Source organism: Candidatus Bathyarchaeia archaeon (genome assembly GCA_038883335.1).
In the GTDB taxonomy this organism is placed as follows: Archaea; Thermoproteota; Bathyarchaeia; order Hecatellales; family Hecatellaceae; genus JAVZMI01.
In genome coordinates, this window is sequence record JAVZMI010000005.1 from 1 (window position 1) to 23,174 (window position 23,174).

Below are 23,174 nucleotides of genomic sequence, written 5' to 3' on the forward strand. Positions count from 1 at the left end.
AGAGATGCCCTTATGCGTCTTCATAGCTCGATCCCCGAGGAGAATCCATTCGTAAGGTATGCGGTATGGTCCTTTGCAGTTGAAGATTCTGTTGCATATCTCCACACCTGTATCGTAAGCCCCACCCTTGACGCAGTGATCTTTTCCAGCCGGCTCGCAGCTGACTTTGAATAGTGCCCACTTTGCCGGCCAATCAACTCTCCATCTCAATTTGATAGGCCAACTTTCCACTGGAACTTCACCTTTCTCCCCGCAAGCGCTGCAGAGGTAGGTGAGGCTGTCACTGTTGGCATCGTAACTTGTAACCACTCCAGTCTTCAGTCTTCCACAGTTTCTGCATAGGGCGAGGCATGGATACCATGTTAGGAGGTCGCGTTTGAAGACCTGGAGTTGCTCCCCTGAGAGGGTTGGGCTTACAACTTCGTCAAAAATCCGCCGTATCTCCTCAACCCTTTTTAGGGAGAGCCTTATGAGACTCTTCATCTGAGAGGTTTGGTAGAGTTCATGTGAAAATATTATCTCAGGGTAGAGGCCGAAGTCGGGGAAGGTATCGAATAACTCCCTAGCGTAGTGTTCCCCCCAACTTCTACAATCCCCATATGGGCAGGGCACCTTATAGAGTGGCACCCCCAGATATGCTGTTTCCTTTGTGAAATTTGTCGGAGTGCCGGTGGGGAAACTTTTGAGGGGGTCGAAGTCGTCTACGAAGAAGAGGAAACGTGTGTCATGACCTCGTTTCCTTAGAAGCTTCTCGAAGGCGCTACAGTAGATCAGCTCCCTTCCAACTCCAACATGAATTGGGCCGCTTGGAGTCTTAGCGGTGCTGAAGACTGTTACCAAGTCGCCGCGCTGTTCCAGATCGTCCACAATCTTGGTTATCCAATGTGACGGCTGACTCAAACTAGATTACCCCGGCGAATGCGGATATGTCTAGTTGGCCAAAGTTTAGTGTCCCTATAGTTTGAGAGGCGTTATTTATCTGGTTATTGTCTCCGCTCGCCAATTTATGTGAAATGTTTGGGAGGATCCAGGGGTCCGTTTACCTTAGATCACTGTATTTTTGGGTCGTTGCGTGTAATCTTTAGCACTGCCAATTGCCCACTGGCTCCTACTACACTTTACCTCAAGGCGATGGCTGCTTGAACCCCGGCGAAGGTATCCCCTAAACCTGTGAGCACTTTTGGCTTAGGATTAACATAGGTGGGGATAAGGCATAAGTTGTAGCCTTCACCCTTCCCCTTAGCGAGTCTAACAACCTTTGATGTAGGTAGCGACTTTGCCTTGGCGAGGTTCAACCTTATGCTACTGCCTCCGAACGTTAAAGCAGCAGCGGCTAGACATCCTGCCTGAAGAGCTTCCGTCTCCCTCTCAAGAGTATACCTAGAGATCGAGAATACATACTCTGGAGAGTGAACGCAGATCCTACTCAACCCGTACTTCTTTACACCATTCGCTACAGCCTCAATCAGATCGCTTGTCTCGTAGGACTCGGCACCAAGGTAGGTTACACACTCATCCTCGTTCATGCCCCACGAGTCAACGCAGCCACTGTTGCTAAACTTTTCCATAGCGTATCTAACAGACTCCTCAGATCCCTGGCCAAGTTCTAAGTGAACCTTCGGCCTCTGGCTGTGGGCGAGTCTATCGATGAGTTCATCGGTGCGTCTTTTGTGTTGAGGTAGCAGGAGATGAGCGTAACCGAGAATCAGCACGTCGATATTCTTAGATGTTGAAGCGTAGTCCAGAAAGTCAACGTCGAATAGTCCGCTTGAGGACATCATATCCCAAGAGAATATCTGCCTGCCTTCTGCATCAATACCCAATTTGAGGTCTCTAGTAAACTCGAAGACGATGTGCTCATACTCACAGTCAGTCTCTCTGACCGCCTCCTTCGGAAACTTCAGTCTCCCGTTATCAACAACCCTGAAGCTCGGTGAGGCAGCCATCAGATTCGGCGGTCTACAAGGGTATGAGACCAGTGGTAGGAGACCCAGCGAATAAAGGGCGCGCCCCATATGGAAGCCGTTCCCTCCCAAGGACTTACTTCGCCCACTAAACATAGAATTTAGCTCATCATAGAGCTCCTTCGATATCAGGTGTTCTCCTCCACCCCTAGTGAAAGCCTCCTCAAGCGTATGGGCTACCTCTTCAATGGAGGTTAGGATGAGCTCTCTTGGCTGTACCTTGCCGATACTCTTAACCCAACTTACAGTCTTCTCGTCGACTTTTACGAAGGAATCCCAGTTCGTGTATAAACCTGTAGCAAACCGCCCCTTAGGAATAGACACGCAACCACCACCAAAGCCTACCTAGAGGCCAGTAGCCTGAAACCCGTTTAAGACATTATAGAGATTAATACATCAACCTTTTTAATTTAAAAGCCTTAAAATATTGCGGTATACGGTCTTCCAATCCGTGAGGGCCCGTCGTCTAGAGGCAGAGTGATACACCGACTCCACCTGCCCGGAAAGTCAGGATCAGGACGCTGAGCAGCTGGAAAAAAGCTGCACGGAAGCCTGCGGAGCCGGAAGTCAGGGGTTCAAATCCCCTCGGGCCCGCCATCTCACGTGGTTCGATATATGTAGTCCTCCACCAGCCATTGTTGGTGGGCTGGGTGCCCTATAAGGGTCTTAAAATTTGCGGTTGTGTGAAGAGTGATCCAGGGTGGAGTATCTGAAGGTGGAGCTGAGGCTGAACATCCTCTTAAGCCCTTCAGGCGAAACTGTCTCAGAGGAGGCGAAGAAGGAGATGATCCTCACTCTCTGGTGTAACCAAGCCAAACTTTCTGGTACGACCCGGTGAAGGTGAAGAGTTGAGAAGAATAAAGAACTTAGAGAAGAATTTTTCATTGACGGGAAGATGTAGGCGCTACAACTGGAGATCCAGGAGCGTATACCTCAGCTAACCACCCTCAGGTCGGATGGTGAAAATTGCGACTGCGACGGTGGAGGGGAACTGTAAGAAGTATGAGAGCAAGCTAGTTGTAAAAGACAAGCTTTTGGCTTACCTAGACGACAGTTTGGATATAATGATGAAGCTTAGCAACGGAAAAATGGTGATAAGAAAACCGTTAGCTGTCAAAAACCGGTATGATCTGCTGATGTAGAAATTCAATGTGTTTCGTGGGAGGTTTAGCTAATCCTGACGGGTTTGCTAGGAAAGAATTTAAAGGGGAGTCTGTGGGAATACATTATTTATTGTGGCGCAAATGGCCGTATTAGAAAAGTTGGGTCAAGAACATAAAGATGTTTTAGAGAAATTGTCTCTCCTAGGAGTAACCATACAGGGGCTTGAAATAGGAAAGGTAGACCATCTGAAAAAAAAAGTAGGCACTTTAGAAAATATCGATGAACTTTCAGATTTTTTTAAGGAAGGCTGTTCCCTTCCATTTTGAAATCGAGGAAAGAAGTCTCTTTCCAATGTTGGAACGAGCAGCCGGCTTCGAAAAGACATTAATCTTAGACTTGGTTGCTGAGCATAAAATCATAATAAAGATGATCTCCGAATTTCTAGCAATCGTAAAATCAGGCATTGAAAATGAGGACAGAAAGAGGGAACTCGTCAAGATTGGTGGGTGGATAATTGAAAAACTTTCAGCGCATGCACAGAGAGAAGATGCTGAACTGCTACCATTGGCCCATAAAGTTTTAGACCAAGAAAAACTTGAGGAACTCGAAAAAATAGTGAAAAACATGATCAAGACCTCACAGTAACACTTCGGAGTTATGTTTCATACTCCTACTAAAGTAGCTTAGTTAAGGACTCTATAAGCCTCTCCTTCCATATTTATGCGAAGGCGATCTACAGTCCTACTTAGGGTGTTTGGGCGTGTAAATAATGTATATGCCACCTGAAGGTGTGCTTGACATTGTGACTGCTACCTTGGGGCAAAGGCGCCGCGCCCACGCATTTCTTAGGGCAGTCAGGATGGGCATTTGTTCCCGGTAACTTTTATAGTGTTCTTTCTAGTTAGAGGTGTTTTGTGAATAACGGCAATAACTCCCACAAGTGGATAGTTTTATCAATAACATCAATAGGCTCCTTTATGACCCCTCTTGACGGTTCTGTAGTGAGCGTTTCTCTTCCTTCAATAACTTCAGGTCTGAAAATGGATTATGCAATGGCTATATGGGTTCCAACGGCTTACTTGACCTCCCTTACAGCTCTTCTGTTGAGTATAGGGAGACTATCAGATGTGATAGGGAGGAAACTGATTTTCATCTCAGGTTTTGCGATATTTATCACGTCATCTTTCCTTTGTGGTATATCACAGGACGGCTTACAGCTAATAGCTTTTAGAGCTATTCAGGGCGGTGGGGCTGCCTTCATAGGGTCAACCTCGGCCGCTATAGTCACAGACGTATTCCCAAGTAGAGAAAGAGGCAAGGCTCTTGGGATAAATACTATGTCAGTCTATGTGGGGCTCTCGGTGGGCCCGAGCTTAGGCGGCTTCCTTACATATGAGTTTGGTTGGCGGTCGATTTTCTGTATAAATGTCCCGATAGGTTTGCTCGTAATATCGTTGGCACTTATGAAATTACAGGAATCAACGACAGCAAGCCAAAAGCGTTTTGATCTACTAGGCGCTTCGTCTTTTACTCTAGGCCTAGTCGCCCTGCTTCTAGCTTTAACGTTGAGTGGAAGTTTTGGGTGGGGCGCCTTCCCAATAATTGGTCTCTTAATTGTAGGTGGGGTCTTCCTAACTCTGTTTGTGCTTGTTGAAATTAGGAAAGGCGCCGAAGCTATGCTGGATGTTTCGCTATTCTCTCGCAACAGGCTCTTTTCAGCTGCTAATATCTCAGCATTACTGAACTATACCTCATGTTTTGGTGTCAGCTTTTTCACATCCTTCTACCTTCAGAGAGTTCTAAACTACTCTCCGTTGCAGGCTGGAATTATACTCCTCACAATGCCTGCGACCATGGCAGTCTTAGCTCCTATTAGCGGGTGGCTTTCTGACAGGATTGGTTCGCGTATGTTGAGCTCCCTCGGTATGGCTATAATATGTGTCGGTCTTCTGTTGGCAAGCACACTGGGTCTGCAGTCATCATCAACAGACATAGCCATTAGACTCCTTATCATAGGATTGGGGATGGGACTCTTTTCCTCTCCTAATACCAGCGCCGTGATGGGATCCGTTGATAAGAGCAGGCTTGGTGTGGCGTCTGGGACGCTGGCGATGATGAGGTTTCTGGGTCAGTCACTGAGTCTAGTCATTATGGGTGCAATCTTTGCTACTGTTGCTCCTAGTAAGATGCTCTCCGATCTTTTCGTAGGTATCGACCCTAAGTTAGAGGTGGCTGCTGAGGTATTTGTCGAAGCTATGAGGAAGACTTTTGCTGCCGCAGCGCCTATCTCGGCGGTAGGGGTTTTAACCTCTCTAGTTCGAGGTAAGGGCAAGTGACGGTTATGGTGTATTTCGCGTTTTTAAACAAAGGATTCACCGTCTCTGTGAATGCTGGATGAAGAAGCGAGATACCGGTTCCCTTGTAGGGAGGGTTGCTATATTTCTCGGTAAGGGGAGGAACAATCCATCAAATTTCATTCGCCTCAGATGTTCTAAAGCCCAAAGTTGCAACTCAGTTTAGGTGTTGCCAAGATTGTCACCTCCGCCAAGGCCGCACACAGCCGCGCGCTATGTTGTAGAGGTCTCTGTTCCCGTTAAAATTATGGCATTTGAAATTTTTTGTTTCTGGTATATGACGGTTTGTAGGGGGTTAAAGTGAAATTTCTAGATGGTTGATGTCAAGTTGCAGTTTAAACCCCCAGGCTTTGGATGGTTTGTTAAACGAAAAATAGCCATAAAACTAGAATTGCCACATTGGCTGCGGTTACCAAGGAGCCTATCTTGAAATATTCGCTGAAACTGAATGTGTAATCTTCCTCTTCGGAGGCTTCAAGTATAATAATCGTGCTGGCTGCTCCAAGAATTGTAAGATTTCCAGCAAGTGTCGACCCTCCCGCTAACGCCATCCACGCCTCCACGTCCAGCGAATTGAAACCCACGCTCTTCATGACATGGGTATACACCGCAACGAAAGGGACGTTGCTCATGAACTGGCTTAAAACCACACTAGCCACGACTATGTTTAGGATGGTTAGGGAAGAGTCTGTATGCGTAATAGGAGGGAGAAGTAATGTGAATAGCTTTATCAAACCATTATTCCAAACTGCCTGCATAACAATGAACATCGATATGAAGAATATGATTATGCTCCAGTTCACGCCTCTTATTATCTCCCTCCTCCTAGAGCTAACTGAGAATAAGGCTGCCGCCCCCAACAACGCTACAGTCCCGAAGTTAAGCTCAGTTTCATAGCCCACTACTTTCAAAATATTCAAGGCAAAGAATCCAGCTATTGTTAACACTGCTATAATACCGCTTATCTTAGCAAGGTGCATATCGGTTACGGCGTCTTCCCACGCTAAGTTATGTGGCTGTGCCCCACGCGCCAGATCTTTTCTGTAATAGAATTTTAGAAGGTAGTAGGTTACAAAACAGTTGATTACGGTGGGGGGGCCTAAAAATTTGAGGAAGGTTAAGAGTGGGGCTTCGATGCCACTGTCGAGGGCTATAAGGAGGTTCTGGGGGTTGCCCATGGGCGTCATGGTGCTTCCTATGCTCACCGCAAATGCGAGGGTGATGAGGAAAGGTGTTGGTTTGATCTTCACCTCTCTGGCTATGCTTATGATTATGGGCGTCGCAGCTATTGCGATTGTATCGTTCATTAGGAATGCTGACATTGTTCCTAAGACTATAATGGTGAAAAAGAGGACTCTATCAGGGGAGTCCGCGAAAGATAAGATCCGTAGAGTTAAATACTTGAGAAGCCCTGAAGCCTCCAGAGCCGATACGATTGAGAACATGCCTATGAGGAAGAAGATTACGTCGATGTTAACAGCGGAATAGGCGTCTCTAAGCGCTATGCCGTTAAGGAAGAGTAAAGAGACTGCACCAGCAAACATTATGACCCATACTGGCAGGTTGGTCCTCTTCAGGTTTCTGAATATAATAAGTGCATATACGATGAAGAACACTAGTGAAGCAGTGTGAAATACCTCCTTTGGCATAACGTTCGAAGTGAGAGGGGTACGAAGAATATCTTGGGACACTACCTCGCCTCTGCTCCAGTCTACATGGCATGTTCTTATAAATCTTGCGAAAAAGTTAGAAAATTCTTGACTTAAAACAGGTTCAGAAGCAAAACTCTTATTTACTAAATCTGGTAAGAATTCACCGTGGACGATCTAGACCTGAAAATACTCTACGCTCTGCGGTTTAATGCTAGGAAGCCTTTCCTAGAGTTAGCAAAGGATCTCGGAGTTGCAGATGCCACCATCCATGCCCGAGTTAAAAAGATGATCAATGAGGGTATTATCAAAGGCTTCGAGACAGTAATAGATGAAGAGAAGATGGGTTACGGGGTAACAGCCTTTATCGAGATCAGGGTTAAGCCTGGAGCAGCTGATGAGGTGGTCGCAAAGTTGAGCAAGACTGAAGGCGTATTAGAGGCGCATGAAATATATGGACACTGCGACATACTTTTGAAAGTTAGGACTAAAGGGCTAGCTGATTTAAGAGACAAGCTAGTGAAAGAGATAAGGGAACTTAGCGACGTGGTCTCCAGCGAAGCGTATACCGTGCTAAAAGTCGCGAAAGAAGAACGTAGTTTGCCAGTTTTCGCACATCAATAATAAGGGTGCAAGAACTGATTTGGCGCCTGGAAATTCAGTAGAACTAGCATTGGTCACAAGCCTACTCGCTACACTGCTTGGCGCACTAGGCTTCTCTCTTGCGTTCAAAGATTACATTGCAAGCTTCATCGCCGGACTGATTTTCAGGAGGATTAAGAATATCAAACCTGGCATCAGGGTCAAGATCCTGACCTCCCCTATTGTTAAGGGAGACATATTGAATATAGGGTGGCTGAGGACGACTCTACAGGAAGTTGGCGATGGTGAAAGGCTCCCCAGTGTCCAGACTGGGAGGATCTTAAAGATTCCGAACTTCCTACTCTTCAATAACCCAACGCTTCTCTACGGGGAGTCAATAATAGACGAGGTTGTGGCGTATATTAGAAGCGACTTAACGAATTTCGACTTGAGAATGGTGGAAAATATGAGGAAGGCGATAGAGGCTGAGGGGCAGAAGGTCATAGAGATTGGTTTCTACCAAAAAGATAACAGCTTCGTCGTGCATGGAATATTTCAATCAAAGACACATGAACTCGGTGATGTCAGGAGCAAGATCTTAATGCGTTACTTCGAGATGTGTAAGAGGGAAGCCTAGCTAAGGCAGTAAAGTTAGATGACTCTACCTGCGACTAGTGGTAACGTGTTAACCTTTAGCCAATAGCCGTCTCTAGGGTGGACAGGCAGTCTGGAGGTTGCCGATAATTGGCTGTCAAAAATTTTGGTCGACTGATGAAGGGTAGGTTGATCGCTTCTGAGGAGGATTTTGGGGCTGGCGTTAGGAAATACATTATAAAGCTGGAGCCTGCTGAGGAGAGCTATAAAAGTCTCCACGTGGTCTACAGTGACGGAAGATACGAGGTCTCTTTAACTCTTCTCGCCCCTCAAGGTAAATATGAGTTGTTCGACGGAAATCTGAGAGTTCGAGGCGTTGAGTTCTACCCAACTCTTCAAGAGGCAGAGGAGAGGATAAGGTACCTCTTCAGTACATAAGGTAAGCTGTTTAGACCCCTACGAACAATTCACGAAAAACTTTAGGCGTTAATTATAAATCGTAGATGCCTCGGTGTCTAATAAACACCGGCCATGCCTCAACTGGGATGAAAGCTTGGTCATAGCTGCTCGCAAATGTAGGATAGATCTTAAGGAGTTGATTTGAGTTGGAGCTTATGGTACCCTTGGTTGCAGCTGTCTTGGCTGTTGCGGCTGCCAGCATATTGGGGTTGTGGGTGCTCAGGCAGAACCCAGGGAATCCCAAGATGGTGGAGATCTCAGAGGCAGTTCGTTTAGGCGGAGCTACTTTCCTAAAGAAGGAGTTCAGTTACATCTTCCCCATAGCAATCGCCATCGCCTTAGTTATATGGGTCTCATTGCCGCTCGTAGGCGGTGCCACAGGCCTAGCAGGTGAGATGACTGGCCTATCTTGGGCAGACAGCTGGAAGATTTCCGTTGGCTTCCTCATCGGCTCAGGCTTGGCCGCGCTGGCAGGCTATTTTGGTATGGCGGTGACAACGCGGTCTGCAAGCCGTGCGGCTGAGGCTGCCAAGGGCGGTATCGGCCCCTGCCTGGTGGTCTCCTTTAGGGCGGGCTCGGTTATGGGTCTCTGCGTCGTTGGGCTTGGTCTACTAGGGGTCGCGGGGCTCTATCTGGCTTTGGGCGCTAAGCCCTCCGCGGTGCCGCTCATAGTGGGTTTAGGATTCGGAGCAAGTCTCGTCTCGATGTTCATTAGGGTCGGCGGAGGCATATTCACGAAGGCAGCTGACTTGGGCGCCGACTTGGTGGGGAAGGTTGAAGTTGGAATTCCGGAGGATGACCCACGCAATCCTGCTGTAATAGCTGATAATGTAGGTGACAATGTGGGAGACTGCGCGGGGATGGGTTCAGATGTCTATGAGTCCTATATAGTAATCATGATCGCTACCATGCTGCTCGGTTACTTTGGCTTCTGGCAGCTGGATTCATGGTCGAATGCTATAACATTCCCGATGCTGCTGGGGGCGGCAGGAATCTTCGGCTCGATGCTTGGGGTAACGGTGGTGCATGAAGGGTGGAAGGGGGAACCTATGCGGGCTTTAGACCTCTCATTTTACATGGCAACAGTGACTAGTGCGGTTTTATGCTTCCTCCTCGCCGGCTGGATGTTCGGCTTCGGAACCCCGCTAGCCATCGGGCTGTTCGTCTGTAGTCTGATAGGGCTGGTGGTAGTGATCCTCTTGGAGAAAGTCGCCGACCGGTACACATCCTATAAATACGCACCCGTTCGCTCAATCGCAGATGCCTCCCTAGCTGGGCCGCCTACAACCTTCTTAGCAGGGCTCTCAGTAGGATTGAAGAGTACATTCCCCAGCATGCTCATTCTTGTTGTAGCAATTATAGTATCCTATACGGTAGGCTATCTCTCGGCACCTTGGGGTGTGGATGCCTCAATTATGGGAATTTATGCTGTGGCGATCACTACGACTGGCATGCTCTCACTCTCAGGGATAGTTATGTCGATTGACTCTTTCGGGCCTGTCTCGGATAATGCAAACGGCATAGTTGAGATGACTGGGATGGGTGAGGTTCGCGAAGTCACAGATAAGCTGGATGCGATAGGTAATACCACTAAAGCCACGACTAAGGGCTTCGCCATAGGCAGCGCAGCTCTCTCGGCACTAGCACTGTTCCAAGCTTTCCGCATAGATGCGGTGCGGGGGATGACTGAACTGGGGCGCGATGTTCCAGCCTTCACGCTGGTGGATCCACTTGTCATCTTAGGGCTTCTAGTGGGTGGGCTCCTCCCGTTCTACTTCAGCTCATTCCTGATCCTTGCAGTGGGCAAGACAGGTATGCGAATAGTAGATGAGGTCAGGAGGCAATTCAGGGAGATTACCGGCATCATGGATGGGCGAGCCAAGCCTGACTATGAGAGGTGCGTCAGCATCGCTACTAAAGGTGCCATAAGTGAGCTTGCAGCTCCAGCCTTGATCGCCGTGGCAACACCGATCGTCTTGGGGGTCCTCTTCGGGGTGAGAGCGGTGGGAGGGTTGCTTGTGGGGGTAGTTGTTTCAGGTGTATTTCTAGCTTTCATGATGACTAATGGCGGCGGAGCTTTAGACAACGCAAAGAAATACATCGAACTTGGGAATTTAGGAGGGAAAGGCTCTGAGGCGCATAAGGCGGCTGTTATGGGTGATACTGTAGGAGACCCACTCAAGGATACAGCTGGGCCTGCGATAAACCCGTTGATCAAGGTGGTGCAGACGGTTTCCATAATCTTCCTGCCTCTCTTCCTCGTAGCCGAGTTGACAGCGTTGCTCGTCTAAACTCTTGGCTAAATTTACCATATCGAAGACTCTTATGGTTGTAGTTGCATTCTTCAACCTTCCTCTTATTGTTTAGTATATTAATCACTTTCCATATTGAAGCCTGAGTGGATTTGGTATGTGTATAGTATATGATCGAGGGCTTTTTGCAGGTTGCCGGGGTCGTTAAATATTTTAGGCGCGAGATATACTACCCCACTCGGCATGTTGAATATTAGAGCGCGCCGGGTGGCTGCCTTTGCCTATACGCCAGCCTATCGTAGTTGTGCTGGGTCACGTCGACCATGGAAAGACCACTTTATTGGACAAAATTAGAGGCACAGCCGTTGCAGCCAGAGAGCCCGGTGCTATCACTCAACACATAGGAGCCAGTTTCGTCCCTAATGACGCTCTCCAGAAAGTGTGTGGAAGTCTCCTCAAAAAATTCAATTTTACAATAGAAATCCCCGGTCTCCTATTCATAGATACGCCAGGTCACGCAGCCTTCTCAAACCTTCGACGGCGTGGCGGCTCTGTAGCTGATATAGCCGTACTGGTGATTGATCTGCTACAGGGGATTCAACCTCAGACACTTGAGTCCATAAACATTCTGAAAGCTCGCCGTACACCCTTTGTCGTGGCTGGGAATAAGCTCGACATGATCACAGGGTGGCAGCCGCAACCTAACTTGCCTTTCCTCGAGTCGATGAGGAAGCAGAGTTACCAAGCTCTAGCTAACTTGGACGAGAAGATATATGCAATTGTAGGTAGGCTCAGTAACGAGCGGCTTAATTCAGACCGTTTCGATAGGGTGAAAGACTTCACTAAGACAGCCGCGATAGTTCCTGTAAGTGCGAAGAGTGGAGAGGGCCTACCCGACCTTCTGACGGTACTAGTCGGATTAACCCAGCAGTTTATGAAGCACCAACTCATCCAGTCAATCGAACCTGCTAGGGGCTCAGTCCTAGAGGTCCAGGAAGATGTGGGTCTAGGTGTTAACATTAACGCCATCATCTATTCTGGCATACTCAAAGATGGCTCCACGATAGTTGTAGGCGGAAGGACCAAGCCGATACTTACTAAGGTCAGAGCCCTATTGCTCCCCAAACCCCTCGACGAGATACGAGACCCTAGAGAAAAGTTCAAACAAGTTGGTGAAGTGTCCGCGGCGGCAGGTGTGAAGGTCGTGGCCCCGGGTTTAGAGGATGCTATACCAGGTGGGCCGATATACGCCCTCCCTGAAGGAGAATCGCCAGAGCAGTTGATGAATAAGGTGAAGGAGGAGGTCGAGAGTGTAAAGATCGCCTCCGACAAATCAGGCATCATTATCAAGACTGACACTTTAGGTGCGCTCGAGGCGATCGTAAACGAGCTCAACTTACGGAGCGTACCAATCCGTATAGGAGACGTAGGGGATGTGAGCAGGCGGGATGTCTTGGAGGCGGAGGCAGTCAGAAGCCGTGAGCCTACGCTTGGTGTAATCCTAGGCTTCAATGTAAAAGTTCTGCCTGACGCCCACGATGAAGCTGTGCGTAGTGGGGTGAAAATATTCCGTAACAACGTCATCTATCAGTTACTTGAGGACTACACCGCCTGGGTTAAGAGTGAGGAAGAAGCTAAAGTTCTCAAGGCTTTTGAATCGATGATTCTACCCGGGAAGGTAAAGCTGCTCCGAGGCTGTGTTTTCAGGCGATGTGACCCAGCAGTCTTCGGGGTAGAGGTCGTGGCGGGGAGAATAAAACCACACTACTCGCTGGTTAGGGGAGATGGAACGCCTGTAGGAAAGATTTCCCAGATACAGGATAAAGGCCAGAACCTCCCAGAGGCTACGCGAGGTATGCAGGTAGCAATCTCGATGAAAGAACCTACAATCGGCCGCCAAATTAGGGAAGAGGACGTTTTATACGTCGAGGTGCCTGAGAAACATGTGGAGGTTCTGGTTAGAGATTTTGCGGGTAAGCTTTCAGCCGAGGAGCTTCAGACACTCAAAGAGTATGTTGAATTGATGAGAAGGAAGATCCCCTACTTCGGCTTCGGCATATAAGCTGACGGGTTTCGGCGTCAGTCTTCATATATTCTAGGAACTGTTAAATCGTGAAGGCGTAATCTAGATTCGAAGACCTTTGGGTATATGCTCGAGTTCGAGGTAGAGTAGGTGGAAGTATCCGTAATAATACCGGCATATAACGAGGAAGTGAACATCAAGAGAGCGATCAGTGAGGTTGATGAAGTTCTTAGCAGGGAAGGAGTCTCATATGAGATTATCGTGGTCGATGACGGCTCGAACGACGCTACCTACAGTTTAGCTTTGGGGACAACGGCTAAGGTTATTAGGCATAAGGTCAATCAAGGTAAGGGCGCAGCGGTCAGGACGGGTATAGAGGCTAGTGTAGGAAAGATAATAGTTATCCAAGATGCAGACCTTACCATCCCCGCCCGCTTTATATCAACCCTACTACGAAGAATCAAGCAAGAGGGGTATGACATAGCGAACGCCTCTAGGCTGAAAGGAGATATTGCTGTTGGAGCTATGCCTCGCTACAGGAAAGTAGGTAATATTCTATACGCAAAGATTACCAGTCTTTTAACACACCAACACCTCACGGACACTTTATCAGGACAGAAAGCATTCAAGAGAGAAGTATTCATAGGGTGGAGACTTAAGACAGCTGGGTGGCCAGATTTTGAGATCATATTCAAAACTTGGGCTATGGGATTCAAGACATGCGAAGTTCCAGTCTCCTACCTTCCCCGAAAGGGAAAGTCGAAGCTGAAAACAGCCTCGGCGGCTTTGTGGTTCTTACTCCAAATTTTGAGATGGTATCTTTGGGCGCTTTCATACAGGTGTGGTCTCTTAAAACCTCTCACACAAGACTCTAACCAGCTATGGGATAAGGAGGTGCGAGCACATTATGATAAGCTTGCGCCGATTTATGACAGACGAAAAGATACAGCATATTATAGGAAAGTTGAGGAGATAGTTAGAGAACACATCCCCATGTGGAAGTTCGTCTTAGATGTTGGTTGCGGCTCTGGTAAGCTGCTGAGAGACATCTTCGAGGTTGGCGTCGGAGTAGACCTCTCCTCTGGGCTTATTAGGGCGGCACATAGTCTATCTAAACGGCATGATTTCATAGTTGCCGATGCTAAGCATCTGCCATTTAAGAGCGCTGTCTTCTCAGGTGTCACATGTGTAGACATGTTAGAACATGTCAGCGACTTGGAGGTTGCGGTGATGGAGATCTCCAGAGTAACGGCGCAGGGTGGAACTCTGGTTATAACAAGCCCTAATCCTTCCTATTCGCCCCTTTTCCACCTTCTAGAATTACTCAAACTGAAACTACCGGAGGGGCCTCACAAATGGGTGGAGGACCAGTTGATCCGTAAATTACTGGTTAAGGAGGGATTCAGCTGTGAAACCTTCAGTACCTGCTATGGGATAATTCATGGCATTATTGGTGTTAAGCAGCCAAGTTATAACATAGAGAAATCCTGAAGCTAGGCTGGGTTCTTGGATGAGCACGCGCGGGGGAAGTAAGGAAGTCGTAATATGCATTTTAATAGCAGCTGGGGCTTGTTTATACCTTTTCTTGATACCGCCGGAAGATATTCCACTGCACGATAGTGTGATATACTATGAAGAGGTTAGACGCCTGCTGGCGGAGGGAGAAATTTGGGTTTTCCCCACAAACGAGGTGACGGCGGTACTTCAAATTCTCTACGGTGCACTCTTCGCGGGCATCTTCGGGTTGAACCATGCCGTGCTTATTGGCTCCACCATGCTCTTGGCCGCTATATCGGTAGCAGAGACGTACATCTGGTTAAGAAGGTGGCATAGTAGCGTCGAGGCGGTCTGGGGGTCGCTTATACTACTTGCTCAGCCCCTCTTCTACGGTTTGAGCCATACTTTCATGACTGATATCCCATCGTTGGTCTTCATAATCCCAGCCGTGATGTTTTTTTATCTGGGAGTACTCGATGATAAGAATAGTTATCTTATTGTGGGGGGTATCTTCGCTGTTATTGGCTTTTGGGTTCGCCAATTCTCAATTCTCCCTGTATTTGGGGTGTTACTCTATTTTTTGATATTCGAGCGTGGGGCATTTACAAAGAGAAGTAGAGCAGTCACTATCGTGGTCTTCCTTTTGGCGTTGCCCCTGCTCAGCGTATTAGTCTGGCTGACCCAGTTTAGAGCTCCAGGCACGTATCCATTACATGTGGCAATAGTGCCCCCGCTATCCTTCATTAGAAACCTAACTCGAAGCTTCGTCTATGTGGGGTCGTTCTTCTTTCCGTTGGGCATTGTTTATCTTATTAACTGTCGAAGGCTTATCAGCGACCTGCGACAGCTCAACCGCGCCTCTAAACTGCTGGTAGCTGCATTGGTGGGGGGGCCAATTCTACTGGCTGTTTACTATTACGGCATATTCATCAAAGAGAAATACGGTGTGACGGTGCATCCGTTCACCTACACCTACATTGGGCCCATCGGCGTCGGTCCAGATCTGATCTCTGGCGCCAAGCCTCTGCTCTACCCAGATCTCCTGTGGATTCCAATGTTTACCTTATCGTTGGTAGCTGCCTTCGGTCTTGCCGTTCACGTTCTGCGTAGGATTGGCGGGGGAGATAGACGGTTTCTAGTTTTATCACTCTTGGTTGTATCTGTGATCCTGCCAATTGCGGCTGTCCTCTGGGATGACCACCGCCACTACTTACCTGTGGTACCACTACTCCTCCCTCTAGTGGTCTCGTCTGTAAGCCGTTTGCGGGGGTATAAATTTCTGGTAGTCATCTTGGTCGTCCTCTTCAGTTTCTGGTCTGTCTATGGGACGTATGAGTATATGGGTTGGAATAGGGTGAGGTGGGAGGGGATAAATTACCTCCTCGAGAGCGGGGTTCCAGAGTACGAGATAGACGGAGGGATGGAGTATGATGCGAGATTCCTTCTAGAACCCTACAATACGCCGCGTGAGGAAGCTGTAAACTGGCATGGGTGGGCTTACAGTATCAGCGACAAATACTTAATCTCGTTCAGCCAACTCCACGAGTATAGGGTGCTCAAGGAAATAGGTTATTATGGCCCCTTTGGCGAGAAGCTTGGATCAATATATGTGCTCGAGAAATATGTTCAACTTTGAACAGGTGAAACTCCGTAGGGTGTAGTTGGGTAGTTGGCTGGGTGTATAAAACTAAAAGGGGGCCGTGACCTCTTAACTGGCGGTAAAGTTAGGTGGTTTTGGTGCTTAGAGTACCCGTAGTAGCGGTTGTAGGTGTTGGGAGGAATGTAGGGAAAACTGTGGTGGCTGAGGCGCTCATCTCCGGGCTTGTAAAGTTGGGTCTCAAGGTGGCTGCAGCTAAACACATAGCCGAGAGCCATTTCACGTTTGACCCCACAGGGACTGACACCCGTCGGTTTGCTGAGTCTGGTGCAAGTCAGGTGTTGGCAGTTACTGGTGCTGAGGTCGTTAATATTTTCAAGACAGATGTCTCTGCACTCAATCTGGAGGCGCTGGTGGAGATGCTTGAGCCTGTCGACCTACTCGTCTTGGAGGGTTTCAAGAAACTCGTTATGCAGAGGGGTGATGTGGCCAAGATAATCGTCTCGAAGGATGTTAATGATATCTTCAATCTTCTAGCTATAGTGCAGGGCCCCGTAGTTGCGATAGCTGGAGGGGTGGCCAGCGTTGATGAGGCTAAGCTTAGGGAGACTGGCGTAAGGCTCCTACGCCTTCCCGAGGGGGTTGCTGAGCTGGTGGAGCTGGTTTATGATTATTACCGCGCCCAACATGCACTAGTAGAGACTGTAGGCTCCCTTGGGGGCCTTGACTGTGGTGACTGTGGCTATAAGGACTGTAATACGCATGCAAAGGCAATCCTTGCGGGTAGGAGCAGTCTGGGGCGGTGTACGGCTTTGCAGGATGGGAGAGATGTGCTGGTGACTGTAGGTGGCGTGAGGCTTTCTATGAATCGTTTCGTCAAAGAGATTATCCGGAAGACAATTCTGGGGATGATGAGTAGTTTGCGGGGAGTGGAGATCCGTGGCGACGAGGAACTTGAGATAACTATAAGGCGCAAGTTTGCGGAATCAACTCAGAGAGACTAGAACTAAAAATGTTGACAATCATGGAAAATGCACATCGGATTGGAATAATCCGCCAAGAGTATCCTTGACCGGTGGAAGAGGCAAGCCTAAAAACCATCAGCAAAAGTAGCGAAGCCATTTTCGATTATCTTTATATGTTGGTTTGCGGTTATAGGGTAATCGGTGTCTCTTTCGCGGCTGCCCTCATCTTGGGGTTATCTTTGCTGGATAAGCCGCGTCTGAGGTCGGGATGCATAGCGAAAATCCCAACAAAGGGAATTGAAAGCCTTTGGTTGCGATTGGGCGTGTTTTTGTTGCGGGAAAGGATGCATAGCGAAAATCCCAACAAAGGGAATTGAAAGGGGCATGGTGCTAGTTTGCTGCAGCATAAAAAGACCGTAGATTTTTTAGCCAGCACTGTTTAGAAGTGGATGCTAGGGCTAAACTCCACTAGGAGACAGCTATCTCCACAATGCAGCATGCCCCGCTATAGAGCTCTACATGTGAATGGTCGAGTATCCGCATCTTCTGATGCTTGTTTGGTGCTCCGGGCGGGATTTTCCCATAGAGCAATCCTCTATGCTTTGAACCCGCGTCGCAGGCTCGAGAGGCCTACATCCGTAGCCCATGAAAGGTTGGCCGGACTAGACTACCGGAGCCCTACTCCGATGTTTCACTCTCAAAGCTATTAAGGATTATTCTCCAGCCGCGTAGCCTTCAACCCATCTCTGCTGAAAGGTTGAATGGGCGGCCTTCCTTGAGGACTTTCTCAGGTATCTGACTCTTCCACTTTCTCAGAAATTCTAGGTCGTCCTTATCTTGGCGAAGGTCTGGGGGGAGGCAGTGAGGTATCTCCTCAATGATAGGATACCACATTCTACACTCAGGGTTAGGGCAGACTAGCAACCCCTCCACTATCTCCTCCCCCTCCACGAAGACGTAGAGCTCAAGAGGATGTGACTTACACATAGCACAAGCCAGGAAGTCCATCAGCTTCCTCTTCACACCTAGAAGCCCCCATTAAAAGTTAAACCCTAAACCATAAGAATTTTTCTCACAGACATACCGCAGGCAAACATTAAATCTATACTCACAAATTACACAAATTATACCTCCAACCCCACCTTCAGCGGCAAAAAAGAGCGAAGGACATGTGACTGTTGAAAGATACCTAAATAAGCGGCTTGAGCGCGAAGGTAAGAGTTACATAGTGAGCTGCCTTGTTGAGGTCAAAGCCGTAGATCCAGATGCCCTAATTAGAGTCGTCAGGGAGCGGCTTGAAGGTTTAGATGTGCAACTTCTCGACGCTGAGGTAATCGCTGGAAGGAGACACATCGAGTTCGCACTTCTGAACGCCCTCTACGCTCTAGACCATGGCTACAACATCTCCAAATCTTTAGCAGTGGAGATCATGCTATACGCCTCCACGCAGAGGCAGATACAGAAAGCAGTGGAGTTAATTGGGGTCAAGGCTGAGACAAGAGCCATCGCATCCATCCTCATAGGGGACTCTACCCTGAACCTCCAAGAGGCTCTAGGTGTAATCCGCGAAGCTAGCCGAGGCAGAGTCGACGAAGGAGCTCTAGAGGTACACCCCAATAAACTGAGAAAACTAATGGACACCTATAATATAACCTCGCTAGAGCTGGAGACAGAGAGAATCGGAAACATCAAAGACTCTGAGCTCTTGACAAACCTTATCATCGAGAAAATGGCTCTTCTAACTGTGAGATCATAAAGCCACCAGTCTACTCCACACACAAGAACCTAAGAAGCTCAGCTGGAGCGACAGGCCCAGCCCTCAGAACTTTAGGTCGATCTCCCGTCAGGTCGAGGACCGTGGAACTTAAACCGAGGGAGGTTCTCCCTCCATCAATGATTAAATCGACCTTATCGCCAAGCTGAGAAGCCGCCTCCTCCGCCGTCAAGGGAGAAGGCATGCCACTTATGTTCGCACTGGTCCCCACAAGACTGCCGCCACATAGACGGATCAACTTCAAGGCAACCCTATGCCCAGGCATCCTTAAACCTACACTACCAAGTTTAATGCCTGGAAGTTTGACCTTGGCCCTCACAACCAGCGTAAGTGCCCCCGGCCAATACCTCTCCACCACCTTGTAGGCTACGGTTGACAGTTCAGCTAACTCAGCCGCATCTTCTAGGCTGCCGACGAGGATGGGCAGGGGCTTGTCAACTCTACCTTTCACTTTAAGAAGCCGCGTGACAGCCGGCTCATCAAAAGGGTTGCAACCTAGCCCGTAGACTGTGTCTGTAGGGTAGATAACTAGCCCCCCTCCCCTAACAACTCCAGCCGCCCTCTCCAAACTTTCCTCGCTGACCCTGAGAATAGGGGCCCTCATCTTCGGCAACCCACGTTGAGGTTGTAGGTGTTAATGTAAAAACTTTTTGAAATCCAACCACCTACCCGGCTTCCAAAACTGTCACAGCTAACCAAGGGTCACCTCGTTCTCATATTTTCGGCTGGAAAACCTTTTTAGATTTGTAGGTGCCTACTCATTATCTCGCTGTGGTGGCTAATTGAACGTAATAGGTAATACAAAGAGCCTCTGCCCGGAATGCCTCCAAGTCGTGGATGCGGTTCTATGCGAAGAGAATAACATTGTATACATTACTAAAGAGTGCAAGGAGCACGGGGGCTTCAAGGATGTTTACTGGTCTGATTATGAGATGTATTTGAGAGCGAAGAGGTTCGAACATGTTGGGGACGGCTTACATAACCCCCAGACTAAACGCAGTAAGGGGTGCCCCTTCGATTGCGGCATCTGCGATGAACATAGATCGCATACGGCGCTAGGTATAATCGACGTCACTAATCGTTGCAACCTCCAATGTCCCTTCTGCTTCGCCCATGCTGGTGCTGCAGGATACCTTTATGAGCCTTCGACCGAAGAACTCAAGGCAATCATTGACAGGTTCGCTTCAAATAAGCCAGTTAAGCCTCCCGGGCTTCAGTTCAGCGGCGGCGAGCCAACTCTCAGGGAAGATCTCCCCGAACTTATCGCCTACGCAAAGAAAAGGGGAATACATCACGTCGAAGTGAACACGAACGGAATCAGACTTGCTAAGAGTCTAGATTATTGCCGAGAGTTGTGGGAGGCTGGAGCATGCGCCATATACCTCCAGTTTGACGGAGTAACACCGGAGATATATTTGACTACACGCGGCGCCGATCTGCTCAAATTTAAGCTTCAAGTTATCGAGAACTGTAGGAAGATTGGGTTCGACGCCGTGATACTTGTTCCAACGCTAATAAGGGGAGTGAACGATCACCAGCTTTGGGATATAGTAAGTTTCGCTCTGGAGAATCTCGATGTTGTAAGGTGTGTGAACATTCAGCCAGTCTCGATCTGTGGGAGGATTGACAAGTCTAAACTCAATGATATGCGGATCACTATACCTGACGCTATAAAATTAATTGAGGCGCAGAGTGGAGGTAAGGTGAAGGCTGAGGATTTTTACCCTGTGCCTTTCGTGGTTCCGATGTCGAGAGCGATAGGGGCTTTGAGGGATCACCGCTACGTCGAGTTCACAGCTCACCCACACTGCGGGATGGCGACATATATGTTCGTTGAGGACGATGGAAACATAATGCCGATCACCAGATATGGCAATATTGAGAAGTTCATGGGTGTCATGGAGAAAGTATATGCAACAGCCGAAGCCGGCCATAAGACTAGGGCTAAAATGCGGATGCTCTCCTCCCTACGATACGTTAAGGGGGGGCTCCTGCGTAAGCTATTGCCTCCGATCTTGAAGACAGGCTCCTACAAATCTCTCGCTGATCTACACTACCGCATGTTGATGATTGGGATGATGCATTTTATGGATCCCTACAACTTCGATCTGGAACGGGTTCAACGTTGTTGCATCCATTACGGTCTCCCAGACGGCACCCTTAGACCATTCTGCTCCTACAACACGATCCATAGACCTATAGTTGAGAAGAAGTTTGCTACAAGCTTAGGTGGGCAGCGAGAGAGTTAGGGAAATTATGAACCCTTAAGCCTCTACGAAAATTTTAAGTATATCCTCTCATTCTCAGAAGAGAGTGTTGTTTCGGGGGTAAATCTATGCTCTTAGATGATGGTGCCGCGGAAGAGGAGGATTTCAGCGAAGAAGAGGCTGCTGACGAGGATCTGGGCGAAGAAGAGGAGTGGGGCGAGGAGGAGTCTTTCGAAGAGGAAGAAGAGTGGTAGCATCAACCACTTTTAGCTCCAACAAGCTTACACCTCCACAAAAAACGAGCTATAACTGAATGTGTCTGTTTTGGTGAGGGTAGCAACTCTCGATAGGGATAGGTGTAGACCTGAAGACTGTGGCAGACTCTGCTTCAGGGTCTGCCCAATGGTGAGGAATAAAATCTACGCGATCAAGTTTGAGGCTGGAGAGGAGAAACCGGTTATAGTAGAGGCTTTGTGCTCCGGTTGCGGTATATGTGTTAGGAAGTGTCCCTTCAAAGCCTTGGCGATCGTGAATCTACCCGAGGAGCTAGAGAGGGAGTGTAGCCATAGGTATGGTCGAAATGCCTTCAAACTATATAGGCTGCCGGTTCCGTCTGCCGGGATGGTTACTGGGCTTATAGGCAAGAATGGGATAGGGAAGACGACTGCGTTGAGAATCCTTTCAGGGGAGATTCAACCTAACCTCGGTCGGATAGATCAACCTCCAGACTGGGAGGAGATCATAAGCTACTACCGAGGTTCACTTCTCCAAAACTACTTTAGCCGCATCAGAGATAAACGCTTAAAGGTAGTTCATAAGCCGCAATACGTCGACGCTATACCCCGTAGGGTGAAGGGCGAGGTAGGCGAAGTAATTAACGCCCTAGATGAAAGGGGCAAAGCTGCAGAAGTCATGAGGCTTCTTGAGCTAAATGGTCTCTCGAGGAGACCAGTGGAGGTGCTTTCTGGGGGAGAGTGTCAGAGGCTAGCGGTAGCAGCTGCAATCTGCCGGGAGGCTGACGTATACATCTTCGACGAACCCTTCAGCTATTTGGATGTGAGGCAGAGGGTCAACGCAGCTAAGACTATTCGGAGTCTAGTTGGAGATGGAAAGACTGTGTTGGTGGCGGAGCACGATATAGCTATGCTTGACTACCTCTCAGACAAGGTATGTGTCTTCTACGGTAAGCCTGGTGTATTCGGTATCGTCTCACACCCGCATAGTGTTCGGTCTGGGATAAACATCTACCTCGACGGCTACTTACCTGATGATAATATGAGGTTTAGAGATGAGCCGGTTAAGTTTCACGTTAAACCCCCCACTGAAGGGTGGTGGGCGGCGGAGGCCATTTTCGAGTGGGGTGAGATGGAAAAAAACTATGAAGGTTTCAACTTGAAGGTTAAGGCTGGGGTGATTCGTAAGGGTGAGGTTGTAGGTGTTCTGGGTCCCAACGGAATAGGGAAAACAACTTTCGTGAAACTCCTAGCTGGTGTAGAGGCACCTTCAAAAGGGACGCCGCCTACTAGGAAAGAGGTTACTGTGAGCTATAAGCCTCAGTATATCTCGGTTGATTATAGAGGGAATGTTGAGGCTCTCCTCAGGGAGATTGCTGGAGAAAACTTTGAGACTGGCCACTATAAATCGGAGATACTGCAACCGCTTGAATTGGATAGGCTCTTCGACAAGAGTGTTCAAGGACTGAGTGGCGGGGAGCTGCAGAAGGTTGCTGTTGGGGCTTGTCTTTCTCGGGAGGCTGACCTCTACCTTCTCGATGAGCCGAGTGCTTTTCTGGACGTAGAGGAGAGAATTGCAGTTGCGCGGGTCATTAGGAGAAGGGTGGAAAGTAGAGGAGCAGCGGCTATAGTTGTGGAGCATGACGTTGTATTACAGGACTTTGTGGCAGACAGGTTGGTTATCTTCGCGGGTTTGCCGGGGGTTGAAGGCTGCGCGTATGAGCCGATGACACTGAGAGATGGAATGAACTTCTTCCTTAGAGAGTTAGGTATGACTTTCAGGCGAGACCTGACCAGCGGAAGGCCTCGGGTGAACAAGCTAGACTCGCGTCTAGACAGGTGGCAGAAAGAGGTGGGTGAATACTATTACATCTCAACTAGAGCCGAGAGTGCTGAGTGAGACTTAAGATTCTCACTATT

22 protein-coding genes and 2 tRNA genes are annotated in these 23,174 nt (G+C 48.5%); 18 read left to right on the forward strand and 6 right to left on the reverse strand.

The features are described from left to right. Nucleotides 1–900, reverse strand: a 900-nt coding sequence (gene lysS, locus QXJ75_03430; protein MEM3737124.1) for a lysine--tRNA ligase, incomplete at its 3' end; no start/stop codon positions are given. A 218-nt stretch (nucleotides 901–1,118) separates the two neighbouring features. Next, on the reverse strand, nucleotides 1,119–2,288 hold the full coding sequence (locus QXJ75_03435) for an ADP-dependent glucokinase/phosphofructokinase (GenBank protein ID MEM3737125.1): 1,170 nt from the start codon (nucleotides 2,286–2,288) through the stop codon (nucleotides 1,119–1,121). Nucleotides 2,289–2,419: 131 nt separating this feature from the next. Here QXJ75_03435 and QXJ75_03440 point away from each other — a divergent pair. The 6 genes from QXJ75_03440 (at nucleotide 2,420) to QXJ75_03465 (ending at nucleotide 5,404) form a co-directional block, all read left to right on the forward strand. After that, nucleotides 2,420–2,561: transfer RNA gene (locus QXJ75_03440), tRNA-Arg, on the forward strand. A gap of 103 nt (nucleotides 2,562–2,664) precedes the next feature. Further along, nucleotides 2,665–2,802, forward strand: coding sequence for a hypothetical protein (locus QXJ75_03445; GenBank protein ID MEM3737126.1), 138 nt, complete (start codon nucleotides 2,665–2,667; stop codon nucleotides 2,800–2,802). A gap of 118 nt (nucleotides 2,803–2,920) precedes the next feature. Further along, nucleotides 2,921–3,106 (forward strand): hypothetical protein, encoded by a 186-nt coding sequence (locus tag QXJ75_03450; GenBank protein MEM3737127.1) that lies wholly within the window; start codon nucleotides 2,921–2,923, stop codon nucleotides 3,104–3,106. Between the two features lie 102 nt (nucleotides 3,107–3,208). Further along, a complete protein-coding gene (locus QXJ75_03455; protein ID MEM3737128.1) occupies nucleotides 3,209–3,394 on the forward strand; it encodes a hypothetical protein in 186 nt (61 codons plus the stop codon). After that, nucleotides 3,348–3,713: a hemerythrin domain-containing protein gene (locus QXJ75_03460; GenBank protein ID MEM3737129.1), complete on the forward strand. Its 366-nt coding sequence runs from the start codon at nucleotides 3,348–3,350 to the stop codon at nucleotides 3,711–3,713. Before QXJ75_03455 ends, QXJ75_03460 begins: the two co-directional genes overlap by 47 nt. A 269-nt stretch (nucleotides 3,714–3,982) precedes the next feature. Next, nucleotides 3,983–5,404: an MFS transporter gene (locus QXJ75_03465; protein MEM3737130.1), complete on the forward strand. Its 1,422-nt coding sequence runs from the start codon at nucleotides 3,983–3,985 to the stop codon at nucleotides 5,402–5,404. A gap of 380 nt (nucleotides 5,405–5,784) precedes the next feature. On the opposite strand, the gene QXJ75_03470 is transcribed toward QXJ75_03465, so the two are convergent. Continuing rightward, nucleotides 5,785–7,113: an SLC13 family permease gene (locus QXJ75_03470; protein ID MEM3737131.1), complete on the reverse strand. Its 1,329-nt coding sequence runs from the start codon at nucleotides 7,111–7,113 to the stop codon at nucleotides 5,785–5,787. Between the two features lie 126 nt (nucleotides 7,114–7,239). On the opposite strand from QXJ75_03470, the gene QXJ75_03475 reads away from it, so the two are divergent. The 8 genes from QXJ75_03475 (at nucleotide 7,240) to mobB (ending at nucleotide 17,079) form a co-directional block, all read left to right on the forward strand. Next, nucleotides 7,240–7,695 carry an Lrp/AsnC family transcriptional regulator gene (locus QXJ75_03475; protein MEM3737132.1) on the forward strand — a complete coding sequence of 152 codons (456 nt, stop codon included), beginning with the start codon at nucleotides 7,240–7,242 and terminating at the stop codon, nucleotides 7,693–7,695. A 19-nt stretch (nucleotides 7,696–7,714) separates the two neighbouring features. Then, entirely contained in the window at nucleotides 7,715–8,290 is a 576-nt protein-coding gene (locus QXJ75_03480; protein ID MEM3737133.1) for a hypothetical protein, read from the forward strand. 107 nt (nucleotides 8,291–8,397) lie between these two features. Next, the gene (locus QXJ75_03485) at nucleotides 8,398–8,685 is read left to right on the forward strand and encodes a hypothetical protein (GenBank protein ID MEM3737134.1); all 288 of its coding nucleotides are present in this window, start codon (nucleotides 8,398–8,400) and stop codon (nucleotides 8,683–8,685) included. 176 nt (nucleotides 8,686–8,861) lie between these two features. Further along, entirely contained in the window at nucleotides 8,862–10,997 is a 2,136-nt protein-coding gene (locus tag QXJ75_03490; GenBank protein ID MEM3737135.1) for a sodium-translocating pyrophosphatase, read from the forward strand. Between the two features lie 238 nt (nucleotides 10,998–11,235). Then, nucleotides 11,236–13,020 (forward strand): translation initiation factor IF-2, encoded by a 1,785-nt coding sequence (gene infB, locus QXJ75_03495; protein ID MEM3737136.1) that lies wholly within the window; start codon nucleotides 11,236–11,238, stop codon nucleotides 13,018–13,020. Nucleotides 13,021–13,131: 111 nt separating this feature from the next. After that, the gene (locus tag QXJ75_03500; GenBank protein MEM3737137.1) at nucleotides 13,132–14,472 is read left to right on the forward strand and encodes a glycosyltransferase; all 1,341 of its coding nucleotides are present in this window, start codon (nucleotides 13,132–13,134) and stop codon (nucleotides 14,470–14,472) included. A 19-nt stretch (nucleotides 14,473–14,491) separates the two neighbouring features. Beyond that, nucleotides 14,492–16,114, forward strand: coding sequence for a glycosyltransferase family 39 protein (locus QXJ75_03505; protein ID MEM3737138.1), 1,623 nt, complete (start codon nucleotides 14,492–14,494; stop codon nucleotides 16,112–16,114). 101 nt (nucleotides 16,115–16,215) lie between these two features. Beyond that, nucleotides 16,216–17,079 (forward strand): molybdopterin-guanine dinucleotide biosynthesis protein B, encoded by an 864-nt coding sequence (mobB, locus tag QXJ75_03510; GenBank protein MEM3737139.1) that lies wholly within the window; start codon nucleotides 16,216–16,218, stop codon nucleotides 17,077–17,079. A 519-nt stretch (nucleotides 17,080–17,598) separates the two neighbouring features. Here the strand turns inward: mobB and QXJ75_03515 are convergent. Next, nucleotides 17,599–17,717: transfer RNA gene (locus QXJ75_03515), tRNA-Glu, on the reverse strand. Between the two features lie 58 nt (nucleotides 17,718–17,775). Continuing rightward, entirely contained in the window at nucleotides 17,776–18,063 is a 288-nt protein-coding gene (locus QXJ75_03520; GenBank protein ID MEM3737140.1) for a Trm112 family protein, read from the reverse strand. A 148-nt stretch (nucleotides 18,064–18,211) separates the two neighbouring features. Between QXJ75_03520 and cgi121 the strand changes: the two genes are divergently transcribed. Continuing rightward, nucleotides 18,212–18,796, forward strand: coding sequence for a KEOPS complex subunit Cgi121 (gene cgi121 / locus QXJ75_03525; protein ID MEM3737141.1), 585 nt, complete (start codon nucleotides 18,212–18,214; stop codon nucleotides 18,794–18,796). A gap of 10 nt (nucleotides 18,797–18,806) precedes the next feature. Here the strand turns inward: cgi121 and QXJ75_03530 are convergent, their stop codons facing one another. Further along, nucleotides 18,807–19,418, reverse strand: coding sequence for an L-threonylcarbamoyladenylate synthase (locus QXJ75_03530; GenBank protein ID MEM3737142.1), 612 nt, complete (start codon nucleotides 19,416–19,418; stop codon nucleotides 18,807–18,809). Between the two features lie 178 nt (nucleotides 19,419–19,596). Here QXJ75_03530 and QXJ75_03535 point away from each other — a divergent pair, with 178 nt between their 5' ends. From QXJ75_03535 to QXJ75_03545, 3 genes are all read left to right on the forward strand, one after another. After that, nucleotides 19,597–21,063, forward strand: coding sequence for a radical SAM protein (locus QXJ75_03535; GenBank protein MEM3737143.1), 1,467 nt, complete (start codon nucleotides 19,597–19,599; stop codon nucleotides 21,061–21,063). 86 nt (nucleotides 21,064–21,149) lie between these two features. Further along, the gene (locus QXJ75_03540; GenBank protein MEM3737144.1) at nucleotides 21,150–21,275 is read left to right on the forward strand and encodes a hypothetical protein; all 126 of its coding nucleotides are present in this window, start codon (nucleotides 21,150–21,152) and stop codon (nucleotides 21,273–21,275) included. A 70-nt stretch (nucleotides 21,276–21,345) separates the two neighbouring features. Beyond that, the gene (locus QXJ75_03545; GenBank protein MEM3737145.1) at nucleotides 21,346–23,154 is read left to right on the forward strand and encodes a ribosome biogenesis/translation initiation ATPase RLI; all 1,809 of its coding nucleotides are present in this window, start codon (nucleotides 21,346–21,348) and stop codon (nucleotides 23,152–23,154) included. The last annotated feature ends 20 nt before the right edge of the window (nucleotides 23,155–23,174 follow it).